General features: G+C 58.0%; 20 protein-coding genes. 5 read left to right on the top strand and 15 right to left on the bottom strand.

From position 1 onward, the window contains the following. Positions 1 to 15: 15 nt before the first annotated feature. From ugpB to livK, 6 genes are all read right to left on the bottom strand, one after another. Positions 16 to 1,332 carry a sn-glycerol-3-phosphate ABC transporter substrate-binding protein UgpB gene (ugpB, locus tag ACOTXF_RS12010; protein WP_421635264.1) on the bottom strand — a complete coding sequence of 439 codons (1,317 nt, stop codon included), beginning with the start codon at positions 1,330 to 1,332 and terminating at the stop codon, positions 16 to 18. Between the two features lie 247 nt (positions 1,333 to 1,579). Then, positions 1,580 to 2,293: a high-affinity branched-chain amino acid ABC transporter ATP-binding protein LivF gene (gene livF, locus ACOTXF_RS12005; protein ID WP_008500102.1), complete on the bottom strand. Its 714-nt coding sequence runs from the start codon at positions 2,291 to 2,293 to the stop codon at positions 1,580 to 1,582. A gap of 1 nt (position 2,294) precedes the next feature. Continuing rightward, the gene (livG, locus tag ACOTXF_RS12000; protein ID WP_008500101.1) at positions 2,295 to 3,062 is read right to left on the bottom strand and encodes a high-affinity branched-chain amino acid ABC transporter ATP-binding protein LivG; all 768 of its coding nucleotides are present in this window, start codon (positions 3,060 to 3,062) and stop codon (positions 2,295 to 2,297) included. Then, positions 3,059 to 4,336, bottom strand: coding sequence for a branched chain amino acid ABC transporter permease LivM (livM, locus tag ACOTXF_RS11995; RefSeq protein WP_008500100.1), 1,278 nt, complete (start codon positions 4,334 to 4,336; stop codon positions 3,059 to 3,061). The genes livG and livM overlap by 4 nt, the downstream gene beginning before the upstream one ends. Continuing rightward, a complete protein-coding gene (gene livH / locus ACOTXF_RS11990; RefSeq protein ID WP_008500099.1) occupies positions 4,333 to 5,259 on the bottom strand; it encodes a high-affinity branched-chain amino acid ABC transporter permease LivH in 927 nt (308 codons plus the stop codon). Before livH ends, livM begins: the two co-directional genes overlap by 4 nt. 46 nt (positions 5,260 to 5,305) lie before the next feature. Further along, entirely contained in the window at positions 5,306 to 6,415 is a 1,110-nt protein-coding gene (livK, locus tag ACOTXF_RS11985) for a high-affinity branched-chain amino acid ABC transporter substrate-binding protein LivK (RefSeq protein WP_008500098.1), read from the bottom strand. Positions 6,416 to 6,839: 424 nt separating this feature from the next. Here livK and panM point away from each other — a divergent pair, with 424 nt between their 5' ends. Then, on the top strand, positions 6,840 to 7,223 hold the full coding sequence (gene panM, locus ACOTXF_RS11980; protein ID WP_045909159.1) for an aspartate 1-decarboxylase autocleavage activator PanM: 384 nt from the start codon (positions 6,840 to 6,842) through the stop codon (positions 7,221 to 7,223). Between the two features lie 177 nt (positions 7,224 to 7,400). Here the strand turns inward: panM and livJ are convergent, their stop codons facing one another. The 6 genes from livJ to ftsY all read right to left on the bottom strand — a co-directional run bounded on the left by livJ (position 7,401) and on the right by ftsY (position 14,386). Beyond that, positions 7,401 to 8,501, bottom strand: a complete 1,101-nt coding sequence (livJ, locus tag ACOTXF_RS11975; protein ID WP_072163886.1) for a branched chain amino acid ABC transporter substrate-binding protein LivJ — start codon at positions 8,499 to 8,501, stop codon at positions 7,401 to 7,403. A 197-nt stretch (positions 8,502 to 8,698) separates the two neighbouring features. Then, the gene (locus ACOTXF_RS11970; RefSeq protein WP_023326489.1) at positions 8,699 to 9,964 is read right to left on the bottom strand and encodes a 4-aminobutyrate--2-oxoglutarate transaminase; all 1,266 of its coding nucleotides are present in this window, start codon (positions 9,962 to 9,964) and stop codon (positions 8,699 to 8,701) included. Positions 9,965 to 10,100: 136 nt separating this feature from the next. Further along, positions 10,101 to 10,958 carry an RNA polymerase sigma factor RpoH gene (gene rpoH / locus ACOTXF_RS11965; RefSeq protein ID WP_008500093.1) on the bottom strand — a complete coding sequence of 286 codons (858 nt, stop codon included), beginning with the start codon at positions 10,956 to 10,958 and terminating at the stop codon, positions 10,101 to 10,103. Between the two features lie 251 nt (positions 10,959 to 11,209). Next, positions 11,210 to 12,265: a permease-like cell division protein FtsX gene (gene ftsX / locus ACOTXF_RS11960; RefSeq protein ID WP_023326488.1), complete on the bottom strand. Its 1,056-nt coding sequence runs from the start codon at positions 12,263 to 12,265 to the stop codon at positions 11,210 to 11,212. Then, entirely contained in the window at positions 12,252 to 12,923 is a 672-nt protein-coding gene (ftsE, locus tag ACOTXF_RS11955; protein ID WP_008500091.1) for a cell division ATP-binding protein FtsE, read from the bottom strand. Before ftsE ends, ftsX begins: the two co-directional genes overlap by 14 nt. Before the next feature lie 2 nt (positions 12,924 to 12,925). After that, positions 12,926 to 14,386 (bottom strand): signal recognition particle-docking protein FtsY, encoded by a 1,461-nt coding sequence (gene ftsY, locus ACOTXF_RS11950; RefSeq protein WP_008500090.1) that lies wholly within the window; start codon positions 14,384 to 14,386, stop codon positions 12,926 to 12,928. 127 nt (positions 14,387 to 14,513) lie between these two features. Between ftsY and rsmD the strand changes: the two genes are divergently transcribed. Both rsmD and ACOTXF_RS11940 read left to right on the top strand, forming a co-directional pair. Continuing rightward, positions 14,514 to 15,116: a 16S rRNA (guanine(966)-N(2))-methyltransferase gene (gene rsmD, locus ACOTXF_RS11945; protein WP_008500089.1), complete on the top strand. Its 603-nt coding sequence runs from the start codon at positions 14,514 to 14,516 to the stop codon at positions 15,114 to 15,116. Further along, positions 15,100 to 15,381, top strand: coding sequence for a DUF1145 family protein (locus ACOTXF_RS11940; protein ID WP_008500088.1), 282 nt, complete (start codon positions 15,100 to 15,102; stop codon positions 15,379 to 15,381). The genes rsmD and ACOTXF_RS11940 overlap by 17 nt, the downstream gene beginning before the upstream one ends. An 82-nt stretch (positions 15,382 to 15,463) precedes the next feature. Here the strand turns inward: ACOTXF_RS11940 and ACOTXF_RS11935 are convergent, their stop codons facing one another. Beyond that, the gene (locus tag ACOTXF_RS11935; RefSeq protein ID WP_008500087.1) at positions 15,464 to 15,823 is read right to left on the bottom strand and encodes a DUF2500 domain-containing protein; all 360 of its coding nucleotides are present in this window, start codon (positions 15,821 to 15,823) and stop codon (positions 15,464 to 15,466) included. Between the two features lie 129 nt (positions 15,824 to 15,952). On the opposite strand from ACOTXF_RS11935, the gene ACOTXF_RS11930 reads away from it, so the two are divergent. Both ACOTXF_RS11930 and zntA read left to right on the top strand, forming a co-directional pair. After that, positions 15,953 to 16,579 carry a lysoplasmalogenase gene (locus ACOTXF_RS11930; protein WP_045909154.1) on the top strand — a complete coding sequence of 209 codons (627 nt, stop codon included), beginning with the start codon at positions 15,953 to 15,955 and terminating at the stop codon, positions 16,577 to 16,579. A 76-nt stretch (positions 16,580 to 16,655) separates the two neighbouring features. Further along, entirely contained in the window at positions 16,656 to 18,827 is a 2,172-nt protein-coding gene (zntA, locus tag ACOTXF_RS11925; RefSeq protein WP_048962978.1) for a Zn(II)/Cd(II)/Pb(II) translocating P-type ATPase ZntA, read from the top strand. Between the two features lie 89 nt (positions 18,828 to 18,916). Here the strand turns inward: zntA and ubiA are convergent, their stop codons facing one another. Both ubiA and ubiC read right to left on the bottom strand, forming a co-directional pair. Beyond that, positions 18,917 to 19,786, bottom strand: coding sequence for a 4-hydroxybenzoate octaprenyltransferase (ubiA, locus tag ACOTXF_RS11920; protein ID WP_023293539.1), 870 nt, complete (start codon positions 19,784 to 19,786; stop codon positions 18,917 to 18,919). Between the two features lie 12 nt (positions 19,787 to 19,798). After that, on the bottom strand, positions 19,799 to 20,296 hold the full coding sequence (ubiC, locus tag ACOTXF_RS11915; protein ID WP_021242729.1) for a chorismate lyase: 498 nt from the start codon (positions 20,294 to 20,296) through the stop codon (positions 19,799 to 19,801). Positions 20,297 to 20,419: the final 123 nt, after the last annotated feature.

Below are 20,419 nucleotides of genomic sequence, written 5' to 3'. Positions count from 1 at the left end.
CGGGCGAATCACGGATTACGATTTCGTCGACTGCTCAAAGCGGCGCAGCAGCTGATTTCCGCGCTCTACCGCGGAATCCAGCGCCTGCTGTGGCGTTTTCTTCCCGGTCCAGACGCTTTCCAGCTCTTCATCCACGATGGTGCGGATCTGCGGCATGTTGCCCAGACGCAGGCCTTTGGTGAACGGCAACGGCGGCTTGTTCAGCATCTGACGCGTCGCGATATCCGCGCCCGGGTTCTTGCTGTAGAAGCCCTGCTCGCGGGTCAGGTCATACGCGGCTTTGGTGATCGGCAGGTAGCCGGTCTTCTGGTGCCATTCGGCGGCGTTTTCCGGCTTCGCCAGGAAGTCAAGGAACTCGGCCACGCCTTTGTAGGTGCCCTTGTCTTTACCCTGCATCACCCACAGGCTCGCCCCGCCGATGATGGCGTTCTGCGGCGCGCCCTTCACGTCAGCGTCGTACGGCATCATGCCCACGCCGTAGTTGAATTTGGCGTAGTGACGGATATCCGCCAGAGAGCCGGACGAGGCGGTGGTAATGGCGCAGTCGCCGTTGTAGAACTTCTCGGTGGATTCGTCTTTACGCCCGAAGTAGCTGAAGTCGCCCTTCTTGTTGAGTTCTTCCAGCAGCGCAATGTGCTTCACCTGCTCCGGCTTGTTGAACTCCAGTACCGCATCGGTGCCGTCGAAGCCGTTGTTTTTGGTTGCCACCGGCAGGCCGTGCCAGGCGCTGAAGTTTTCAATCTGGATCCAGCCCTGCCAGCCGCTGGCGTAGCCGCACTTCATCCCCGCCGCTTTCAGCTTCGCGGTGTATTCGGCCAGGTCCTGCCAGGTTTTTGGCGGCTGCTCCGGGTCTAAACCGGCTTTCTTGAAGGCGTCTTTGTTGTAGTACAGCACCGGCGTGGAGCTGTTAAACGGCTGAGACAGCAGATGTCCGGTTTTGGAATCGGTGTAGTAACCCGCTACGGTTGGCACGAACTGGGATTCATCGAAGTTAATACCCGCTTCTTTGAACACTTCATAGACCGGCTTGATGGCTTTGGAGGCCATCATGGTGGCGGTGCCCACTTCATAAACCTGTAACAGCGCAGGCGCGTTGCCGGTACGGAAGGCGGCAATGCCCGCGCTCAGGCTCTGCTCGTAGTTACCTTTGTACACCGGCACAATTTTGTAATCCAGGTGGGTGTCGTTGAAACGCTGCGCCAGGGAGTCAACTTCTTTACCCAACTCCCCTTCCATGGAATGCCAGAACGGAATGGTCGTCACAGCCATTGCGTTCGTCGCAAAAGCCAGACCCAGTGCCAGACCCAAAGCTGTGTGTCGTAACGATGTCATTGTCATCTCTCTTATTGTGCCGGATGCGCGATATCACGCGTTTTATGCTCGCGAGGTAACATGACATGCTCGAATGACAGAAAAATAACTGTTTGTTTACAGATAAGTGACAGCAAAGGGTCAGGGGGATGATGGTTGTGTGAAGGGGTGTGGTGGTTAAAAAAGCCGGGTGGCGGCTACGCCTTACCCGGCCTGGTCGATCCCTGTAGGCCCGGTAAGCGCAGCGCCACCGGGCGATACAGACGGCTCAGCCGCCCAGGTAAGCGCTCCGCACCGCTTCGTTCGCCAGCAGCGCGTCGCCGGTGTCTTCCAGCACCACGCGGCCGTTCTCCAGCACGTAGCCACGGTCAGCCAGCTTCAGCGCCTGGTTGGCGTTCTGCTCAACGAGGAAGATGGTCATCCCCTCTTTACGCAGCTGCTCAATGGTGTCGAAAATCTGCTGGATGATGATCGGCGCCAGGCCGAGCGACGGCTCATCCAGCAGCAGCAGGCGCGGCTGGCTCATCAGCGCGCGGCCGATCGCCAGCATCTGCTGTTCACCGCCGGACATGGTGCCCGCACGCTGGATGCGACGCTCCCACAGGCGCGGGAAGAGTTCGTACACCCACTTGATGCGGGTCTGGTATTCATCGCGGTGGGCGAAGAAGCCGCCCATCGCCAGGTTCTCTTCCACCGTCATACGCGAGAACACGCGACGCCCTTCCGGAACAATCGCCACCGCCTCGCGCATGATTCTGGCGGTCTGCCAGTCGGTAATGTCTTTGCCGTCAAACACAATCCGCCCGCTGGTGGCGCGCGGGTCACCGCACAGGGTGCCGAGCAGCGTGGTCTTACCCGCGCCGTTGGCGCCAATCAGGGTGACGATTTCACCCTGGTTGATATGCAGGCTGACGTCGTGCAGCGCCTGGATCTTGCCGTAGTGCGCATTGACCTTGTCGAACGTTAACATCGCTTTTTCCATCTTATGCCTCACCCAGGTATGCGCGGATCACGTCCGGGTTGTTGCGGATCTCTTCCGGCGTGCCGTTTGCCAGCGGCGTGCCCTGGTTGACCACGTAGATACGGTCGGAAATGCCCATCACCAGCTTCATGTCATGCTCAATCAGCAGAATGGTGGTGTCGTGGTGATCGCGCAGCTCGGCAATCAGCTCGTCCAGCTCTTTGGTCTCTTTCGGGTTGAGGCCCGCCGCCGGTTCGTCGAGCATGAGGATCTCCGGCTGGGTCACCATGCAGCGCACAATCTCCAGGCGACGCTGGTCGCCGTAGGCCAGGTTGCTCGCCTGACGGTTGGCGTGCTGCAGCAGGCCAATTCGGTCGAGCCAGGTGGCGGCGCGATCGAGCGCTTCATCCTGGGCGCGGCGGAAGGCCGGGGTTTTCAGCAGGCCGGAGAACAGCCCGGTTTTCAGCTGCTGATGCTGTGCCACCAGCAGGTTCTCAATCACCGTCATCTCGCGGAACAGACGCACGTGCTGGAAGGTACGCACCACGCCCATGCGGGCAATCTGCTGGCCCGGCAGCCCTTCAAGATGCTGATCGCGCAGCATGATGGTGCCGCCCGTCGGCTTGTAGAAGCCGGTCAGGCAGTTAAAGACCGTGGTTTTCCCCGCGCCGTTCGGGCCAATCAGGGAGACAATCTCTTTCTTGTGCAAATCCAGATTCACGTTGTTGACCGCCAGCAGGCCGCCAAAACGCATCATCAGACCGTTAACGGATAATAATGGCTGACTCATGCCTGCTCTCCTTTCGCTTGCCCGTTCTTCAGCTTCAGCTGTGGACGGGTCATCGGCAGCAAGCCCTGCGGACGCCAGATCATCATCAGCACCATCAAACCACCCAGCATTAACATGCTGTATTCGTTAAAGTCGCGCATCAGCTCGCGCGAGACCACCAGCAGGATGGCCGCCAGGATAACGGCGAACTGCGAGCCCATCCCGCCCAGCACCACAATCGCCAGCACAAAGGCGGATTCGGCAAAGGTGAACGATTCCGGGCTGACGAAGCCCTGACGCGCGGCAAACAGCGTCCCGGCGAAACCGGCAAACGCGGCGCTGATGGTGAACGCGGTCAGCTTGATGCGGGTCGGGTTCAGGCCCAGGGAGCGGCAGGCGATCTCATCTTCGCGCAGCGCTTCCCACGCGCGGCCCAGCGGCATGCGCAGCAGGCGGTTAATCACGAACAGGGTGATGACCACCAGCAGCAGCGCCACCAGATAGAGCCAGATGACGCGGTCGGACGGGTCATACTTCACGCCAAAGAAGTTACTGAAGGTGTCCCAGCCGCCTTCGCGAGCGGTGCGGCTGAACTCCAGGCCGAAGAAGGTCGGTTTCGGGATCTGGCTTATGCCGTTCGGGCCGCCGGTCACTTCGGTGTTGTTCAGCAGCAGGATACGGACGATTTCACCGAAGCCTAAGGTCACAATCGCCAGGTAGTCACCGCGCAGGCGCAGCACCGGGAAACCGAGCAGGAAGCCTGCGGCGGCAGAGACCAGCCCTGCCAGCGGCAGGCAGGTCCAGAAGCCGAGCCCGTAATAGTGGTTCAGCAGCGCGAAGGTATAGGCACCGATGGCGTAGAAGCCGCCGTAGCCCAGCACCAGCAGGCCTGAGAGCCCCACCACCACGTTCAGACCGAGACCGAGGATCACGTAGATCATGGTCAGGGTAGCGATATCCACGGTTCCACGAGACACCACGAACGGCCAGGCCACGGCAGCCACCAGCAGCGCCACGAGGAACAGCTTCTGCTTAACGGTAGACCCGTCGATGGCCGGCAGGACGAATTTCGGCCCGGAGACGTTTTTCAGCGACTTCTGGAACAGCGGACGCAGCAGCTGGAACAGGAACACCACGGCGGTACCGATAAACACCCACTGCCAGCGGATGTCGGGGGCGGTATCCACCACCAGTTTGGTGCCATTCAGCTCAAGCTGGACGCCCATAAAGACGCCCGCCAGCACGAAGAACATGGCGGCAGAGAGCAGCGCCATTGCAAAATGCATCGGTTTCATACTTTCTCTACCTCCGGACGGCCCAGAATACCGGTAGGCATGACCAGCAGAACCAGAATCAGCAGGGCAAACGACACAACGTCTTTATATTCGGTGCTCAGATACGCCGAAGAGAGCGCTTCCGCCACGCCCAGGATCAGGCCGCCAATCATCGCGCCCGGAATACTGCCGATACCGCCCAGCACCGCCGCGGTAAAGGCTTTCATCCCGGCCATAAAGCCGATGTACGGGTTGATCACGCCGTAGAACTGGCCGAGCAGCACGCCTGCGACGGCAGCCATCGCGGCGCCAATCACGAAGGTCAGGGCAATCACGCGGTCGGTGTTGATGCCGAGCAGGCTCGCCATCTTCAGGTCTTCTGCGCAGGCGCGGCAGGCGCGTCCCATCCGCGAGTAGCGGATGAACAGCGTCAGGGCCAGCATCGCAATAAAGGTCACGACCCAGATAACCAGCTGCATGGTAGTGATAGAGGCCGCGAAGTTTTCGCTGGCTCCCACAATCCACTGGCCGTTAAACAGGCTTGGCAGCGCCACGTCGCGCGAGCCTTCGGTCAGGCTGACGTAGTTTTGCAGGAAGATCGACATCCCGATGGCGGAAATCAGTGCAATCAAACGCTTGGAGCTGCGCACCGGCCGGTAGGCCACGCGCTCGATGCTCCAGCCATAGGCGCTGGCAATCACAATCGCGCCGACAAACCCGGCGGCGACCAGCAGCCAGCTGCTGTCGATGCCCATCATCATCAGGGCGGCGATAATCATAAAGGAGACATAGCTACCGATCATGTAGACCTCGCCGTGGGCGAAGTTGATCATGCCGATAATGCCGTAAACCATCGTATAGCCGATGGCGATCAGCGCGTAGGTGCTTCCCAGCGTGACGCCGTTAAACATCTGCTGCAGGAAATAGAGAAACTGCTCGGACATATGCAAACCTTTTTATACCCGCCCGTCATGCCGGGCGGTGGGATAATTATTTGGCGGCCGAAGACGAACCGTCGGCGTGCCACTTAAAGACACCAAACTCAAATCCCTTCAGATCGCCTTTCTCATCCCAGTTCAGCGGCCCAATCACGGTGTTCGCCCCGTGTGCTTTTAAATCTTTCACCAGATCCAGCGGTTCTTTGCTGCCGGTACGATCCAGCGCGGTGGCCAGAGACTGTACGGCGGCATAGGTGATCCAGACGTACGGACCACTCGGATCTTTCTTCTGCGCCTTGAGCGCATCCACGATAGCCTTGTTGGCCGGATCCTGGTCATAGCGTTTTGGCATCGTCACCAGCATGCCTTCGGCAGAATCCCCGGCGATGTTGGACAGGGAGGCATTGCCCACACCCTCTGGCCCCATAAACTGAGTTTTCAGACCGGTGGCGCGCGCCTGACGCAGCATCTGCCCCATCTCCGGGTAGTAGCCGCCGTAGTAAACAAAGTCGATATTCTCTTTTTGCAGACGGGCGATCAGCGCGGAGAAGTCTTTCTCACCGGCGGTAATGCCGTCGAAGAAGACGATGTTCGCGCCGCCTTTTTTCAGGCCGTCCTGAACGGAGCGCGCCAGGCCTTCGCCGTACTGCTGCTTGTCATGAATAATGGCGATACGCTGCGGCTTGACGGTTTCAAGGATGTATTTGGCGGCGGTAGGCCCCTGAGAGGAGTCCAGACCGGCGGTGCGCATGATGTGCTGGTAGCCGCGCTGGGTCAGCTCAGGGTTAGTGGCGCCAGGGGTGATCATCAGAATGCCTTCGTCTTCGTAGATGTCAGACGCGGGCTGGGTGGACGATGAGCACAGGTGGCCGATCACATACTGGATGCCATCGTTGACGATTTTGTTGGCGACCGCGACGGCCTGTTTCGGATCGCAGGCGTCGTCATATTCTACGCCCACCAGCTTGTCGCCTTTGATGCCGCCCTTAGCGTTGATGTCTTTGATGGCCTGGCGCGCACCGTTGAATTCCATGTCACCCCACTGGGCAACAGGGCCGGACATCGCACCCACAACCGCAACTTTAATGTCCTCCGCCATGGCGGCATGCGAGATCGACAGTGCGACCATCCCCGCGATTAACGTCTTCGCGTTCCTTTTCATCTCTGAATCCCCATTCGTGATGTCGTGTTTATATTTTGTTTTATTATGGTTAAAAAGCATTCTGTACTTTTAATGAACAACGCTATTTTTACCAGTGCCTTTAATGGTTTAGCGCAGGTTTTTGTCAAAAACCAGACTAAAATCTCTATTTTTCAGGCGATTAAGCAAAGATAATATTCTGAAATCAGGCAGAGATAAACAACTAAAAGTGCAGTTTGCAGCATAAAATAACGGTACAAAGCGCCGAATAAATCACTACCCATCAGGTTAAAATTCTGCGTATTTTTCGATCCATGTGTTTTCAAACTGCCCAACGCGTTGCCAAAAAACTAATCACCTGGCGAATGAGAATAAAAAGAGGAAGCCCCTGAGTGAATAAATTGAGTACACTGCCTCTACTCAATTTGATTTGGACAAGTAGCTAATGAAACTGACTATCGTGCGTCTGGTGACCTTTAGCGACCAGGATCATATCGACCTGGGCAAGATCTGGCCGGAATATTCCCCTTCGTCGCTACGCGTGGATGAGACCCACCGCATTTATGCCGCGCGTTTTAACGAGCGCCTGCTGGCAGCGGTTCGCGTCACCCTGAGCGGTACAGAAGGGGCGCTGGACTCGCTGCGCGTGCGTGACGTCACCCGTCGTCGCGGCGTGGGACAGTATTTAATTGAAGAAGTGATCCGCGAAAACCCGAGCGTGACCTCCTGGTGGATGGCCGACGTGGGCGTGGAAGACCGCGACGTGATGGCGGCGTTTATGCAGGCGTTAGGCTTTACGGCGCAGGAGAGCGGGTGGGAGAAGCGCTAAAAGAAAGCCGGGTGGCGGCTACGCCTTACCCGGCCTACAATTTCTACCGCATTTTCCCAAGCATTTCGTGTTGCAGGAAGGCGGCAAGTTATGAAATCCCCGGGAGCTTACATAAGTAAGTGACCGGGGTTGAATAACGCAGCCAACGCACCTGCGGCGCGAAAGGCGACGGGAAAATTATTTGGCGTCTGTCGCCGTGCCATTGGCATGCCAGTCAAACACGCCGAACTCGAAGCCCTTCAGGTCGCCCTTCGCGTCCCAAGAAAGAGGCCCCATGACGGTCTCAACCGTGTTCGCTTTCAGCCAGGTGGCAATCTCAGCCGGATCGGCTGACTGGTTCAGGCCTGCCTGCAGAGACTGCAGCGCCGCATAGGTGGTCCAGACGAACGCGCCGCTTGGATCCTGTTTCTTCGCCTTGATGGCATCTACGATAGGTTTGTTCGCAGGAACCTGGTCGTAGTTCTTCGGTTTGGTCACCAGTAGGCCTTCAGCGGATTCGCCTGCGATGTTAGACAGAGAAACGTTCGCCACCCCTTCCGGGCCCATGAACTGGGTTTTCAGACCCGCTGCGCGCGCCTGGCGCAGGATCTGGCCCATTTCCGGGTGGTAGCCGCCGTAGTATACGAAGTCGATATTCTCTTTCTTCAGACGCGCCACCAGGGTGGAGAAGTCTTTCTCACCGGCGGTGATCCCGTCGAAGAACACCACATCGGCATTGGCTTTCTTGAGGTTGTCCTGCACTGAACGCGCCAGACCTTCACCGTACTGCTGCTTGTCATGAACGATGGCAATGCGCTTCGGCTTCACTTTTTCAACGATGTACTTCGCCGCGGTTGGGCCCTGGTCAGAGTCCAGCCCGGTGGTACGCAGGGTCAGCTTGTAACCGCGTGCGGTCAGCTCCGGTGCGGTCGCAGCCGGGGTGATCATCAGGATACCTTCGTCTTCGTAGATGTCAGACGCGGGCTGAGTAGAAGAAGAGCACAGGTGACCGATAACGTATTTGATCCCGTCGTTCACCACTTTGTTCGCGACCGCGACCGCTTGTTTCGGGTCACAGGCATCATCATATTTTACGATCTGCAGTTTTTCGCCCTTAATACCGCCTTTGGCATTAATGTCTGCAACCGCCTGTTCTGCGCCAGTAAACTCCTGGTCGCCGTACTGCGCTACCGGTCCGGACATGGCGCCAACCACAGCCACTTTAATGTCTGCCTGTGCCATGGTGCTGAATGCCAACGCGATACATCCTGCCAGTAACGCTTTACCCTTCATGTTCATCCTGAGATTCCCCATTATTATGGTTATTACGATTGTTGTGATGTTGTTGTGCAGCGCTTTATGTCATTTATAGGTGTGCTGTTCGCGCTTTTTCAGCATACTCTGCTAAAACATACCCGATTTTTATGATTTTGGAATAGCTAATTTGAAATGAATATATGATAGGCCCGGCAGGGATTTTCGCCGGGCATATGGCTTTAACGTGTCAGCGACGCGGAGATAATGTCCAGCGCTTTACGGAACTGCACTTCGGGAATCGTCAGCGGATACAGGAAACGAATGACGTTGCCGTAGACGCCGCAGCTCAGAAGCAGCAGACCTTCCTGCAGTGCACGCTCCTGCACCTGGCGGGTAAATTCCGGCGAAGGCTGACCCGTTTGCGGATCGTTAAACTCCACCGCCACCATCGAGCCCTGCGCGCGAATATCCGCGATATACGGGCAGTGTTCCTTCGCCTTGTTCAACACTTCCACCAGGTGATGGCCAAGATGCGCCGATCGCGTGCAGAGATCCTCTTCGTCAATCACGTCCAGCACGGCGTGCGCCGCCGCAATCGCCAGCGGGTTACCCGCGTAGGTACCGCCCAGCCCACCCGGCGCGGGCGCATCCATCACTTCAGCACGGCCCGACACCGCCGAGAGCGGCATCCCGCCCGCCAGGCTTTTCGCCATAGTGATCAGATCGGGCTTCACGCAGTGGTGTTCCATCGAGAACAGCTTGCCGGTGCGGGCGAAGCCGCTTTGCACCTCGTCGGCAATCAGCAAAATGCCGTGGGTATCGCACAGGGCGCGCAGCGCCTGCATAAAATCAGCCGGGGCGATGTTGAAACCGCCCTCTCCCTGAACCGGTTCGAGAATAATCGCCGCGACCTGGTCAGGGGCAATATCCGCTTTAAAGATGCGTTCCAGGCTTTTCAACGCTTCCGCCGTGCTGACGCCGTGCAGTTCATTCGGATACTGGGCGTGATACACCGAGCCGGGGAAAGGTCCAAAGCCGAGCTTGTAGGGCGCGACTTTGCCGGTCAGCGCCATGGTCATAAAGGTGCGGCCGTGGAACGCGCCGCCGAAGGTGATAAGGCCGGGACGTCTGGTAAAGGCGCGTGCAATTTTCACCGCGTTTTCGACCGCCTCAGCCCCCGTCGAGAAGAACGCGGTTTTAGCCGGGCCGTCAATCGGCACGCGCTGGTTGATGCGCTCGGCAAGCGCCACGTAGCCTTCGTACGGCACAATCTGGTAGGCCGTGTGGGTAAACGCGTGGAGTTGTTTTTCGATGGCGGAAATGACTTTAGGATGGCGATGGCCGGTATTCAGCACCGCGATCCCGGCGGCGAAGTCGATGTACTCATTGCCTTCCACGTCCCACACCGTGGCGTTTTCGGCTTTATCGGCATAGAAGTTACACATCACGCCGATGCCGCGCGGCGTCGCCTGTAACCGCCGGTCGTTCAGTTCGTTGTTTTTCACCCTGTCCCCCTGAGAAAGTCGCCTGCTTAGCGCATCAGTAAGTGTTTGCCAGGGGGGAGAAATTCGCCAGAGCGGGCGCTAAAAAAACAAAACCCCCAGACTCTCATCCAGGGGTTCTCGGTGTACTTCGCGTTAATTACGCTTCGATAGCGGCGCGAAGTTTCTTCATGGCGTTCTTTTCAAGCTGACGGACACGTTCCGCAGAGACGCCGTAGCGGTCGGCCAGCTCCTGCAGCGTGGACTTGTTGTCTTCGTCCAGCCAGCGGGCGCGGATAATGTCCTGGCTACGTTCGTCGAGGCCTTCCATCGCATAGCTCAGCTTGTTCGCGGCCTGATCTTCCCAGTTATCCTCTTCGATGCCGTCGGCAAAGTTAGAGGTTTTATCCTGCAGATACAGAACCGGTGCCATCGGCTGGCTGTCAGATGCGTCGTCGTCGGAGGACATATCGAAGGTCATGTCCTGCGCGGCCATACGGGATTCCATCTCACGCACGTCTTTGCTGGATACGCCCAGCTCGCGCGCGACCATTTCCACTTCATCCTGATTGAACCAGCCCAGACGCTGCTTGGTTTTACGCAGGTTGAAGAACAGTTTGCGTTGCGCTTTTGTCGTGGCGACTTTCACGATACGCCAGTTGCGCAGCACGTATTCATGAATTTCTGCTTTGATCCAGTGGACGGCGAAGGAGACCAGTCGCACCCCCACTTCCGGGTTAAAGCGACGCACAGCCTTCATCAGGCCGATGTTACCTTCCTGAATCAAGTCCGCCTGCGGCAGGCCATAGCCCGCATAATTACGAGCAATGTGAACAACAAAGCGCAGGTGAGACAGGATCAGCTTTTTCGCTGCTTCCAGATCGCCCTGGTAATGCAGCTTTTCAGCAAGCTCCTTTTCTTCCTCGGCCGTTAACATCGGCCAGGTGTTCGCAGCCCGGATATAGGATTCCAGGTTACCAACAGGGGCTAAAGCTAAAGTTTGCATTTCTTTGGTCATTCATTCCTCTCAGTGTTTCTTCTGGTCCAGGCTGTCCCCGTCAGGCAACAACCATGCCAAAGCGTTTGAGCAACGAGATTAGCATTCACTCTTTTATCAGACAGTGATTTTATCCACAAGTTCCAGGTGCAACGGTGAATAAATTACGCACAAAATGTGACATGGAGATGATAACAGGGGAAGAGACAACAGGGACGCTTTCCCTGCAGAGCGAACATCTCGGTGCAGGGAAAGATTATATCACGCTTTTATTAGTCGGGAGTAAAGTGACGTAAATGTTGAACGGTTGCCAGCCACGCTGCCACCCACCCAATCATTGAACACACCAGCAGCAGTAACAGGCACTCATCGAACCCTAAGCCGCTGATATCAAACTTCGTTCCGAAAACCTGCGCCACTTCAGTCACGGCAGAGGAAAGCCGCATCACCAAAATTTCTGACAATATCAGTGAAAGAAATGCGCCGGAAAAACCGAGCAGTGCGCCACCGTAGAGGAACGGTCGGAGGATGAAGCCATCCGTCGCACCAATCAGTTTCTGCACGTTGATGGTATCGCGACGAGCGAAGATGCTCAGGCGTACGCTGTTGCCAATGACGAGGAAGACCGCCGCCACCATCAGCACGCCAATCATCGCCGCGACGCGGCCTACCAGCCCGGTCAAAGCAGCGAGACGCGCAAACCAGCTGTCATCCATGCGCACTTCATCAATGCCCTTAATGCGCGTGATGCGATCGCGCAGGGTGTTAAGCGAATCGGTCCCCTGGAAATCCAGCTTCGGGATCACCACCGCCACGGCGGGCAGCGGGTTCTCTTCAAGCATATCCAGCGCACCGCCAAAGCCTGACCAGTTGCGGAACTCGCCCAGCGCGTCTTCACGTGAGAGATAGTTGACCTTCTCCACGCCCTGCTCGGCCTGAATTTGCCCAACCACCTGCGCGGCCGCGTTATCGTCGAGCGCTTTATCCAGATAGACCGTGATCTGCGGAGACGGATAATACTGCGACGCCGCCTGGTTGACGTTCTTGTAAACCATGTAGCAGACGCTTGGCAGCGTCAGGGAGATGGCGATTACCATCACCGTCAGGAACGTCGCCAGCGGTTTGCTTTTCAGGTCCTGCAGCGCGCCGTGGAACGCGTAGCGCACCTGCTCGTTAAAGACGTTGGTTTTGCGGGAGGCCGGTTTTGGCGCGGCCTTCTGGCGCTTCGGCGCATTACGATTGCCGTCACCACCGCCCTGCGGCTTACGGAAACGGTCAAACCGGTTCCCGAACTGCCGAATCTGGTTTATTGCATCACGCTTGTTCACCGTGGCCTCCGTGCAAATGCCCGTCGCTCAGGGTCAGCATGCGGTACGAACGACGGGAAATCAGCCCGATGTCGTGCGTTGCCATCAATACGGTAACCCCTACGCGGTTAAACTCCTCAAACAGACGCAAAATCCCTTCTGACAGGGCATCGTCCAGGTTACCGGTCGGTTCATCCGCCAGCAGCACGGCAGGCTTGTTCACCACCGCGCGGGCGATACCCACGCGCTGCTGTTCACCGCCGGAGAGCTGGATCGGGAAGTTCTTCGCTTTGTCCAGTAGCCCGACCTTATCCAGCGCCGCAGAGACGCGGCGGCGGATATCGTCATAGCTGGCGCCGGCAATAATCAGCGGAATGGCCACGTTATCGAAAACGGTGCGATCCATCAGCAGGTGGTGATCCTGGAAAATCATGCCGATCTGACGACGCAGGAACGGCACCTCACGGTTTTTCAGACGGCTGATCTCATGGCCGCTGAAAAAGATTTTTCCGGCGCTTGGCCGCTCGATCCCACAGATAAGCTTGAGCAGGGTACTTTTCCCCGCGCCGGAATGGCCGGTCAGGAATGCCATCTCGCCCGGCTGCAGGTGAAAAGTCACCCCCTGCAGCGCTTGTCTCCCACCGAGATAGGCCTTGCTGACGTGTTCAAAGCGAATCATTGTTAGTCCTCTCGGGCAAATAATGCCTCAATAAAGTCGTCCGCCTTAAACGGACGTAAATCCTCAATACGCTCGCCCACACCGATGTAACGGATAGGAATGCCGAACTGGTCGGCTACGGAGAAGATCACCCCGCCTTTCGCGGTGCCGTCCAGTTTGGTCAGCGTGATCCCCGTCAGTCCTACCGCTTCATGGAACAGTTTTGCCTGGCTGATGGCGTTCTGTCCGGTGCTGGCATCAATGGTCAGCATAATTTCATGCGGTGCGTCTTCGTCCAGCTTCTTCATGACGCGAACGATTTTCTTCAGCTCTTCCATCAGGTGCGATTTGTTCTGCAAACGCCCTGCGGTATCGGCAATCAGCACGTCCACGTTGCGCGCCTTCGCCGCCTGGATGGCGTCAAAGATCACGGATGCGGAATCCGCGCCGGTATGCTGAGCAATCACCGGGATGTTGTTGCGCTGGCCCCAGACCTGCAGCTGCTCAACCGCCGCCGCACGGAAGGTATCGCCCGCCGCCAGCATCACCGATTTGCCCTGCTGCTCGAACTGACGCGCCAGCTTGCCGATGGTGGTGGTTTTACCCACGCCGTTCACGCCGACCATCAGAATAACAAATGGCGTTTTGCCTTCAATATTAAGCGGTTCGTCAACTTTTGCGAGAATTTCACCCATCTCGTCTTTCAGCAGGCCGTACAGCGCTTCGGCGTCACGCAATTGCTTGCGGCTCGCCCCTTCGGTCAGATTAGTGATGATCTTACGGGTGGTTTCCACCCCAACGTCCGCAATCAGCAACTGCTCTTCCAGCTCTTCAAACAGATCGTCGTCGATCTTCTTGCCGCGGAACAGACTGATAAATCCGGAACCTAAGTTTTCTTTGGTTTTAAGCAGGCTGCGCTTCAGGCGCGCGAAGAAACCCTCTTTGGTCGGTTTTTCCTGCTCCTGAACGGTCTCTTCTTCGGCCTGCTCTTCTACCGGCACAACGATGACCGCTTCTTCAGCCGCTTCCGCCGCCAGCGCCTGGGCTTCCAGCTCTTCGTCGGTTAGCTCCGGCTCGAGCGCCGCTTCTTCTTCCACCGCCTCAACGATTTCAACGGTTTCCGCTTCGGCCTGCCACTCTTCGGCAGACACCGCTTCGTCTTTGACCTCTTCCGGCAGCGGAAGCTCTTCGTGTTCGATAGCGGCCTGTGGCGCTTCGATAGCGGCTTCTACGACAACCGGTTCTGGCTTCTCGCTCTCCTGAACCTGTTCAGTGACCTCAACCACCTCTTCAGCAAAGGTTTCAACCTCTTCTTTGCTGTGCGCCGTTTCTTCCGCATCGACAACCGCGGCGGTTTCTACTGGCGTTTCAGGCTGCGATGGCTCTTCAACGGCTTGTTGCTCTTCGGTTTTCTGTTCTGTTTCTTGCTCTTTTTCACCGAAGCCCAGCCAGGAAAAGAAGCCACGTTTTTTTTGTTTTGCCATCTGCGACTACACTCCTCGCGGCGCTATATACATGGAAGCTAAAAAAATGATGAAATAGTCTAACACTTTACTTAATTGACATCACCGCCCGCAATCGCAGGCCAATTGTTAACAGAGCTTTCCTGAGATGAAGAAACCCAACCGCGCCCCGGCCGGTCAAATTCGTATTATCGGCGGTCAGTGGCGAGGCCGGAAATTACCGGTGCCGGACAGCCCCGGTTTACGCCCCACTACCGACCGCGTGCGCGAGACGCTGTTTAACTGGCTGGCCCCGTCAATGGTAGACGCCCGCTGCCTGGACTGCTTCGCCGGTAGCGGCGCGCTCGGGCTGGAAGCGCTGTCGCGCTATGCTGCCAGCGCCACGCTGCTGGAGATGGAGCGCGGCGTGGCGCAGACGCTGCAGCAAAATCTGGCGACGCTGAAGGCGAGCAACGCGAAAGTGGTTAACACCAACACGCTGAGCTTCCTCGCGCAAAAGGGCACGCCGCACACCGTGGTGTTTGTCGACCCGCCGTTCCGCAAGGGGCTGCTGGAAGAGACGTTATCCCTGCTGGAGCAAAACGGCTGGCTGGCGGATGACGCATTGATTTACGTGGAAAGCGAAGTGGAAAACGGTTTGCCGCCGGTTCCCGCTCACTGGGATCTGCACCGTGAAAAAGTGGCAGGTCAGGTTGCTTATCGTCTGTATCACCGTCAGGCACAAGGAGGATCCGATGCCGGTACTGATTAATCTGGGACGTCTGCTGATGCTGGGCGTCTGGGCGTTTTTGCTGCTCAACCTGGTGCACCCGTTCCCGCGCCCGATGAATATTTTTGTTAACGTCGCGCTGATTTTCACCTCGTTCATGCACGCCCTGCAGATGGTGATGCTGAAAAACGGTCTGCCGAAAGACGGCCCGCAGATGACGGGCTGGCAGCAGCTGCGCGTGTTTATTTTCGGCGTGTTTGAGCTGCTGGTGTGGATGAAGAAGTTTAAGGCGCAGGTGAAGAAGTAAGGTGCGTTTAGTCGCCCGGTGGCGCTTCGCTTACCGGGCCTACGAAACCACGTAGGCCGGGCAAACGCAGTGCCGCCCGGCGTTACAACTCCGGAACAAAGCCCTCAAACCGCGATCCTTTGTAACTCAGCGTTCCTTTTTCCCCCACCGTCAGCTGGTGGTACTGCTGCGCCTCCAGGCGGAAGGTCATCTCCAGGCCGCCCGTTTCCGGCTTAAAGCTCGCTTCATAGCGCATTGTTGTGCCCGCAGGCGTCACTTGCTGCTGGCGCGAGCGGCGGTCATTGAGCGGTTTTTCGCGTTTGTTCGTCACCACCACGCGCTTTTGCATCAGCGGTGCGGCATCGTTATCCGCCTTCTCGCGGCGCTGCTGCACGAAGCGGAACGAGGCGGCAATGACGATAATCGCCACCACGATAATGAAAAACAGCGGCATCTTGCTCATTCTACAATCCCATCAGATTATGCGGAATTCAGGATACCCTGCCTTCCCCGCCATTGCCAAACGCCCGCCCGCGTCACTACACTGGATCAGAAACTGATTATTCAGACTTAACAGATACAGGGAGTTAATATGCTTTGGTCATTTATCGCTGTCTGTTTTTCCGCATGGCTTTATGTCGATGCGTCGTACCGTGGTCCCACCTGGCAGCGCTGGCTGTTTAAACCCGTCACGCTGTTGCTCCTGTTGCTGCTGGCCTGGCAAGCGCCGATGTTCAACGCCGTCAGCTATCTGGTGCTCGCCGGGCTGTGCGCCTCTCTGATTGGCGACGCCCTGACCCTGCTGCCGCGCCAGCGCCTGCTGTATGCCGTAGGGGCATTTTTCCTGTCGCACCTGCTGTATACCATCTACTTCGCCAGCCAGATGACGCTCTCTTTCTTCTGGCCGCTGCCGCTGGTCCTGCTGGTGATTGGCGCCCTGCTGATCGCGGTGATCTGGTCGCGTCTGGAAGAGATGCGTTTGCCGGTCTGCACGTTTATCGCCATGACCCTGGTGATGGTATGGCTGGCAGGTGAACTGTGGTTCTTCCGTCCGACCGCTCCGGCAATGTCCGCATTCTTCGGCGCCGCGCTGCTGCTGATTGGGAATATCGTGTGGCTGGGCAGCCACTATCGCCGCCGTTTCCGGGCGGATAACGCGATTGCCGCCGCCTGTTACTTTGCCGGGCACTTCCTGATTGTGCGTTCGCTGTATATCTAAATAACGCTTGACTCTGGAGTCGACTCCAGAGTGTATGCTGCGGTTAATGAGAAAATTATCATTGCCGGAGACTGCCATGTCGACTCCAGAAACACCCAAAAAAGTTCCTCAATTCTCGGCGCTTAAGCTCAGCCCGGTTCCGCCGCAAGACGACTGCTGCTGCGAAGGCGCGTGCGAAACGCAAACGGAAATGCTGCCCGAAAGCGGCAACCGCTACAGCTGGGTCGTTAACGGCATGGACTGCGCCGCCTGCGCCCGTAAAGTGGAAAATGCGGTGAAACAGGTGCCGGGCGTCAGCCACGTTCAGGTGCTGTTCGCCACCGAAAAGCTGCTGGTTAGCGCCGAAAACGACGTCAGCAAACAGGTGGAAGCCGCGGTAAGCAAGGCGGGTTACAGCCTGCGTAGCGAAGCCGCGCCCGCGGAAAAAACGTCATCCCTGCGGGAAAACCTGCCGCTCATCACCCTCATCATCATGATGGCCCTGAGCTGGGGGCTGGAACAGATTAACCATCCGTTCGGCAACCTGGCGTTTATCGCCACCACGCTGGTCGGTCTGTTCCCGATTGCCCGTCAGGCGCTGCGCCTGATGAAAAGCGGCAGCTGGTTTGCCATCGAAACGCTGATGAGCGTGGCGGCCATCGGCGCGCTGTTTATTGGCGCGACGGCAGAAGCGGCGATGGTGCTACTGCTGTTCTTAATCGGTGAACGCCTTGAGGGCTGGGCAGCCAGCCGGGCGCGTAAAGGGGTCAGCGCGCTGATGGCGCTGAAGCCGGAAACCGCCACGCGCGTGGTAAACGGCACGCGAGAAACGGTCGCCATCACGACCCTTCGTCCGGGCGACGTGATTGAAGTCGCGGCAGGCGGACGCTTGCCTGCAGACGGTGCGCTGCTTACCGCCACCGCGAGCTTTGATGAAAGCGCCCTGACCGGAGAATCCATTCCGGTCGAACGTGAGGCGGGTGAAAAAGTGCCAGCGGGCGCCACCAGCGTCGACCGTCTGGTGCAGCTCACCGTGCTTTCCGAGCCGGGTGACAGCGCCATCGACCGCATCCTGAAGCTGATTGAAGAGGCCGAAGAGCGCCGCGCGCCGGTCGAACGCTTTATCGACCGCTTCAGCCGGATCTACACGCCCGCCATTATGCTGGTTGCCCTGCTGGTTACCGTCGTTCCGCCGCTGTTCTCTGGCGCGCCGTGGGAGGGGTGGATTTATAAAGGGCTGACGCTATTGCTGATCGGCTGCCCGTGCGCGCTGGTGATTTCCACACCGGCGGCCATTACCTCCGGGCTGGCGGCTGCGGCACGTCGCGGGGCGCTGATTAAGGGCGGCGCGGCGCTGGAGCAGCTGAGCCAGGTCCAGCATATCGCCTTCGATAAAACCGGTACGCTGACCGTCGGCAAGCCGCAGGTCACCGGTGTGTATCCGCAGGAAATCAGTGAAGACGAACTGCTGATCCTGGCCGCCGCCGTTGAGCAGGGTTCCACTCACCCGCTGGCGCTGGCGATTGTGCGAGAAGCGCAGTCGCGCGGGCTGAATATCCCACCGGCAACCGCTCAGCGGGCGCTGGTAGGCTCCGGGATTGAGGCCACCGTTGACGGTAAAAAGGTACTGATTGTCGCGGCGGGCAAGTCTTCTCATCCAGAGGTGGAGGCGTTAGAACAGACCGGACAAACTGTCGTGACCGTTATGCAGGACGGCGTCGCAAAAGGGATGCTGGCGCTGCGCGACACCCTGCGCGATGACGCAAAAGAGGCCGTGGCGGCGCTGCATCAGCTGGGCGTGCAGGGCGTGATTCTCACCGGCGATAACCCTCGCGCGGCGGCAGCGATTGCCGGTGAGCTGGGGCTGGCGTTTAAAGCCGGATTGCTGCCGGCGGATAAGGTCAGCGCGGTAACGGAGCTGAACGCGCACGCCCCGCTGGCGATGGTCGGTGACGGGATTAACGATGCCCCGGCGATGAAGGCGTCCACCATCGGCATTGCGATGGGCAGCGGCACCGACGTGGCGCTAGAGACGGCGGACGCGGCGCTGACCCACAACCGCCTGACCGGACTGGCGCAGATGATCGATCTTGCGCGGGCGACGCGTGCCAACATCCGCCAGAACATCGGCATCGCGCTGGGGCTGAAGGGGATTTTCCTGGTGACCACCCTGCTCGGCATGACCGGACTGTGGCTGGCGGTGCTGGCGGATACCGGCGCGACGGTGCTGGTGACGGCGAACGCGCTGCGGCTGCTGCGTCGCCGGTAAAAAAACGCCCGGTGGCGCTGACGCTTACCGGGCCTACATATCCTGCTAAAACGTAGGCCGGGTAAGGCGAAGCCGCCACCCGGCTTTTTTTATAAGAAGTAGCTCATCGCCAGCCCTAAAAACAGCACCAGACCGACGTAGTTATTGTTCATAAACGCCTTGAAGCAGGCGTCGCGTTCGCGCTTCGCAATCAGCTTTTGCTGGTACGCAAACAGCAGCCCCGCCACCAGCACCGACCAGTAAAACGCCCAGTTCAGCCCGTTCAGGCGGCCAATCGCCACCATCAGCGCCAGCACGGCGACCTGCAGAATCCCGATAATCAGCTTGTCCTGACGGCCAAAGAGGATGGCGGTGGATTTGATGCCAATTTTCAGGTCATCGTCGCGGTCAACCATCGCGTATTGCGTGTCGTAAGCCACGGCCCAAAGTATGTTCGCCAGAAACATCAGCCAGCAGCTGAGCGGTAAGGACTCACTAACTGCCGCAAACGCCATTGGAATCGACCAGCCAAACGCGGCGCCCAGCACCACCTGAGGCAGGTGGGTATAGCGCTTCATAAACGGATAAACCCAGGCCAGTGCCAGCGCCGCAACGGAAAGCAGTATGGTCATGGTGTTCAGGGTTAACACCAGCAGGAAAGAGAGCAGCACCAGAACAGCAAACAGCACGCGGGCTTCTTTCCCGGTCACCTGCCCGCTGGGTAACGGACGACCGGCAGTCCGCTTTACATGGCCGTCGAATTTACGATCGGCATAATCATTGACCACGCAGCCCGCTGCGCGCATCAGCCAGACGCCAGCAACAAACACGCCGAGGATCCACAGCGGCGGCACGCCCGGCGTGGCGACCCACAGCGCCCATAAGGTCGGCCACAGCAGCAGTAACGCGCCAATCGGTTTATCGGTACGCATTAAGCGGTGATACGCCAACAGCTTATTCTGCGTCAGGCTCCACTCCATTTTTTCTTCCTCTTAGTACAACGGTGATGCCGGTAAAAAAAGCTCCGTCAGAATTAACGGTTTACCGCTCAGGCGAAGGCGGGAACGACGCCCCCACAGTTCGGCATCACGACCAATTTCAATAAAATCCCGGGTAAGTTCTGACGAGGTGAAGAGGTAACGCCCCAGCGGCGTTTTCCCCAGACGCTGCAGCGCCAGCTCGGGCCCGGAAAGGGTGGACTCGGGCACCACCGTCCGTCCGGCAAGCCACGGCTCGCCGTCAGCGCAGAGTAAAATTTCACGCAGCCAGTAACGTGGCTCGTGCGGCAGCAGCGGCAGCTCGTTGGCGATCTCATCGCCGGAGACAAACCCTTCCTGAATCAGGGTCACCGTGACCGTTTTTCCCTGCTGCTCAAAACGTTTTGTCATGGAATCTTCCAGCAACAGCCAGTCCAGCTGCTGCGGATCAAGCGCAGGTATTTGGTCGAAATAGCGCAGCGCACGCAGTTGCGTTAGCGCAGGGTGTGACATGCCAGACTCTCCGATACATAACGTACAGGCATTGTATCGCAGAAACGCGGATTGAGGGGGGCCAAACGTTATTTAACGATCACGATCGCAACAAGAGTGCAACAGCCCGGCGGAGACGAAAAA

Source organism: Enterobacter cloacae complex sp. IR53041 (genome assembly GCF_049238285.1).
GTDB classification, from domain to species: domain Bacteria; phylum Pseudomonadota; class Gammaproteobacteria; order Enterobacterales; family Enterobacteriaceae; genus Enterobacter; species Enterobacter roggenkampii.
This window is presented reverse-complemented; position numbering and strand designations above follow the sequence as displayed.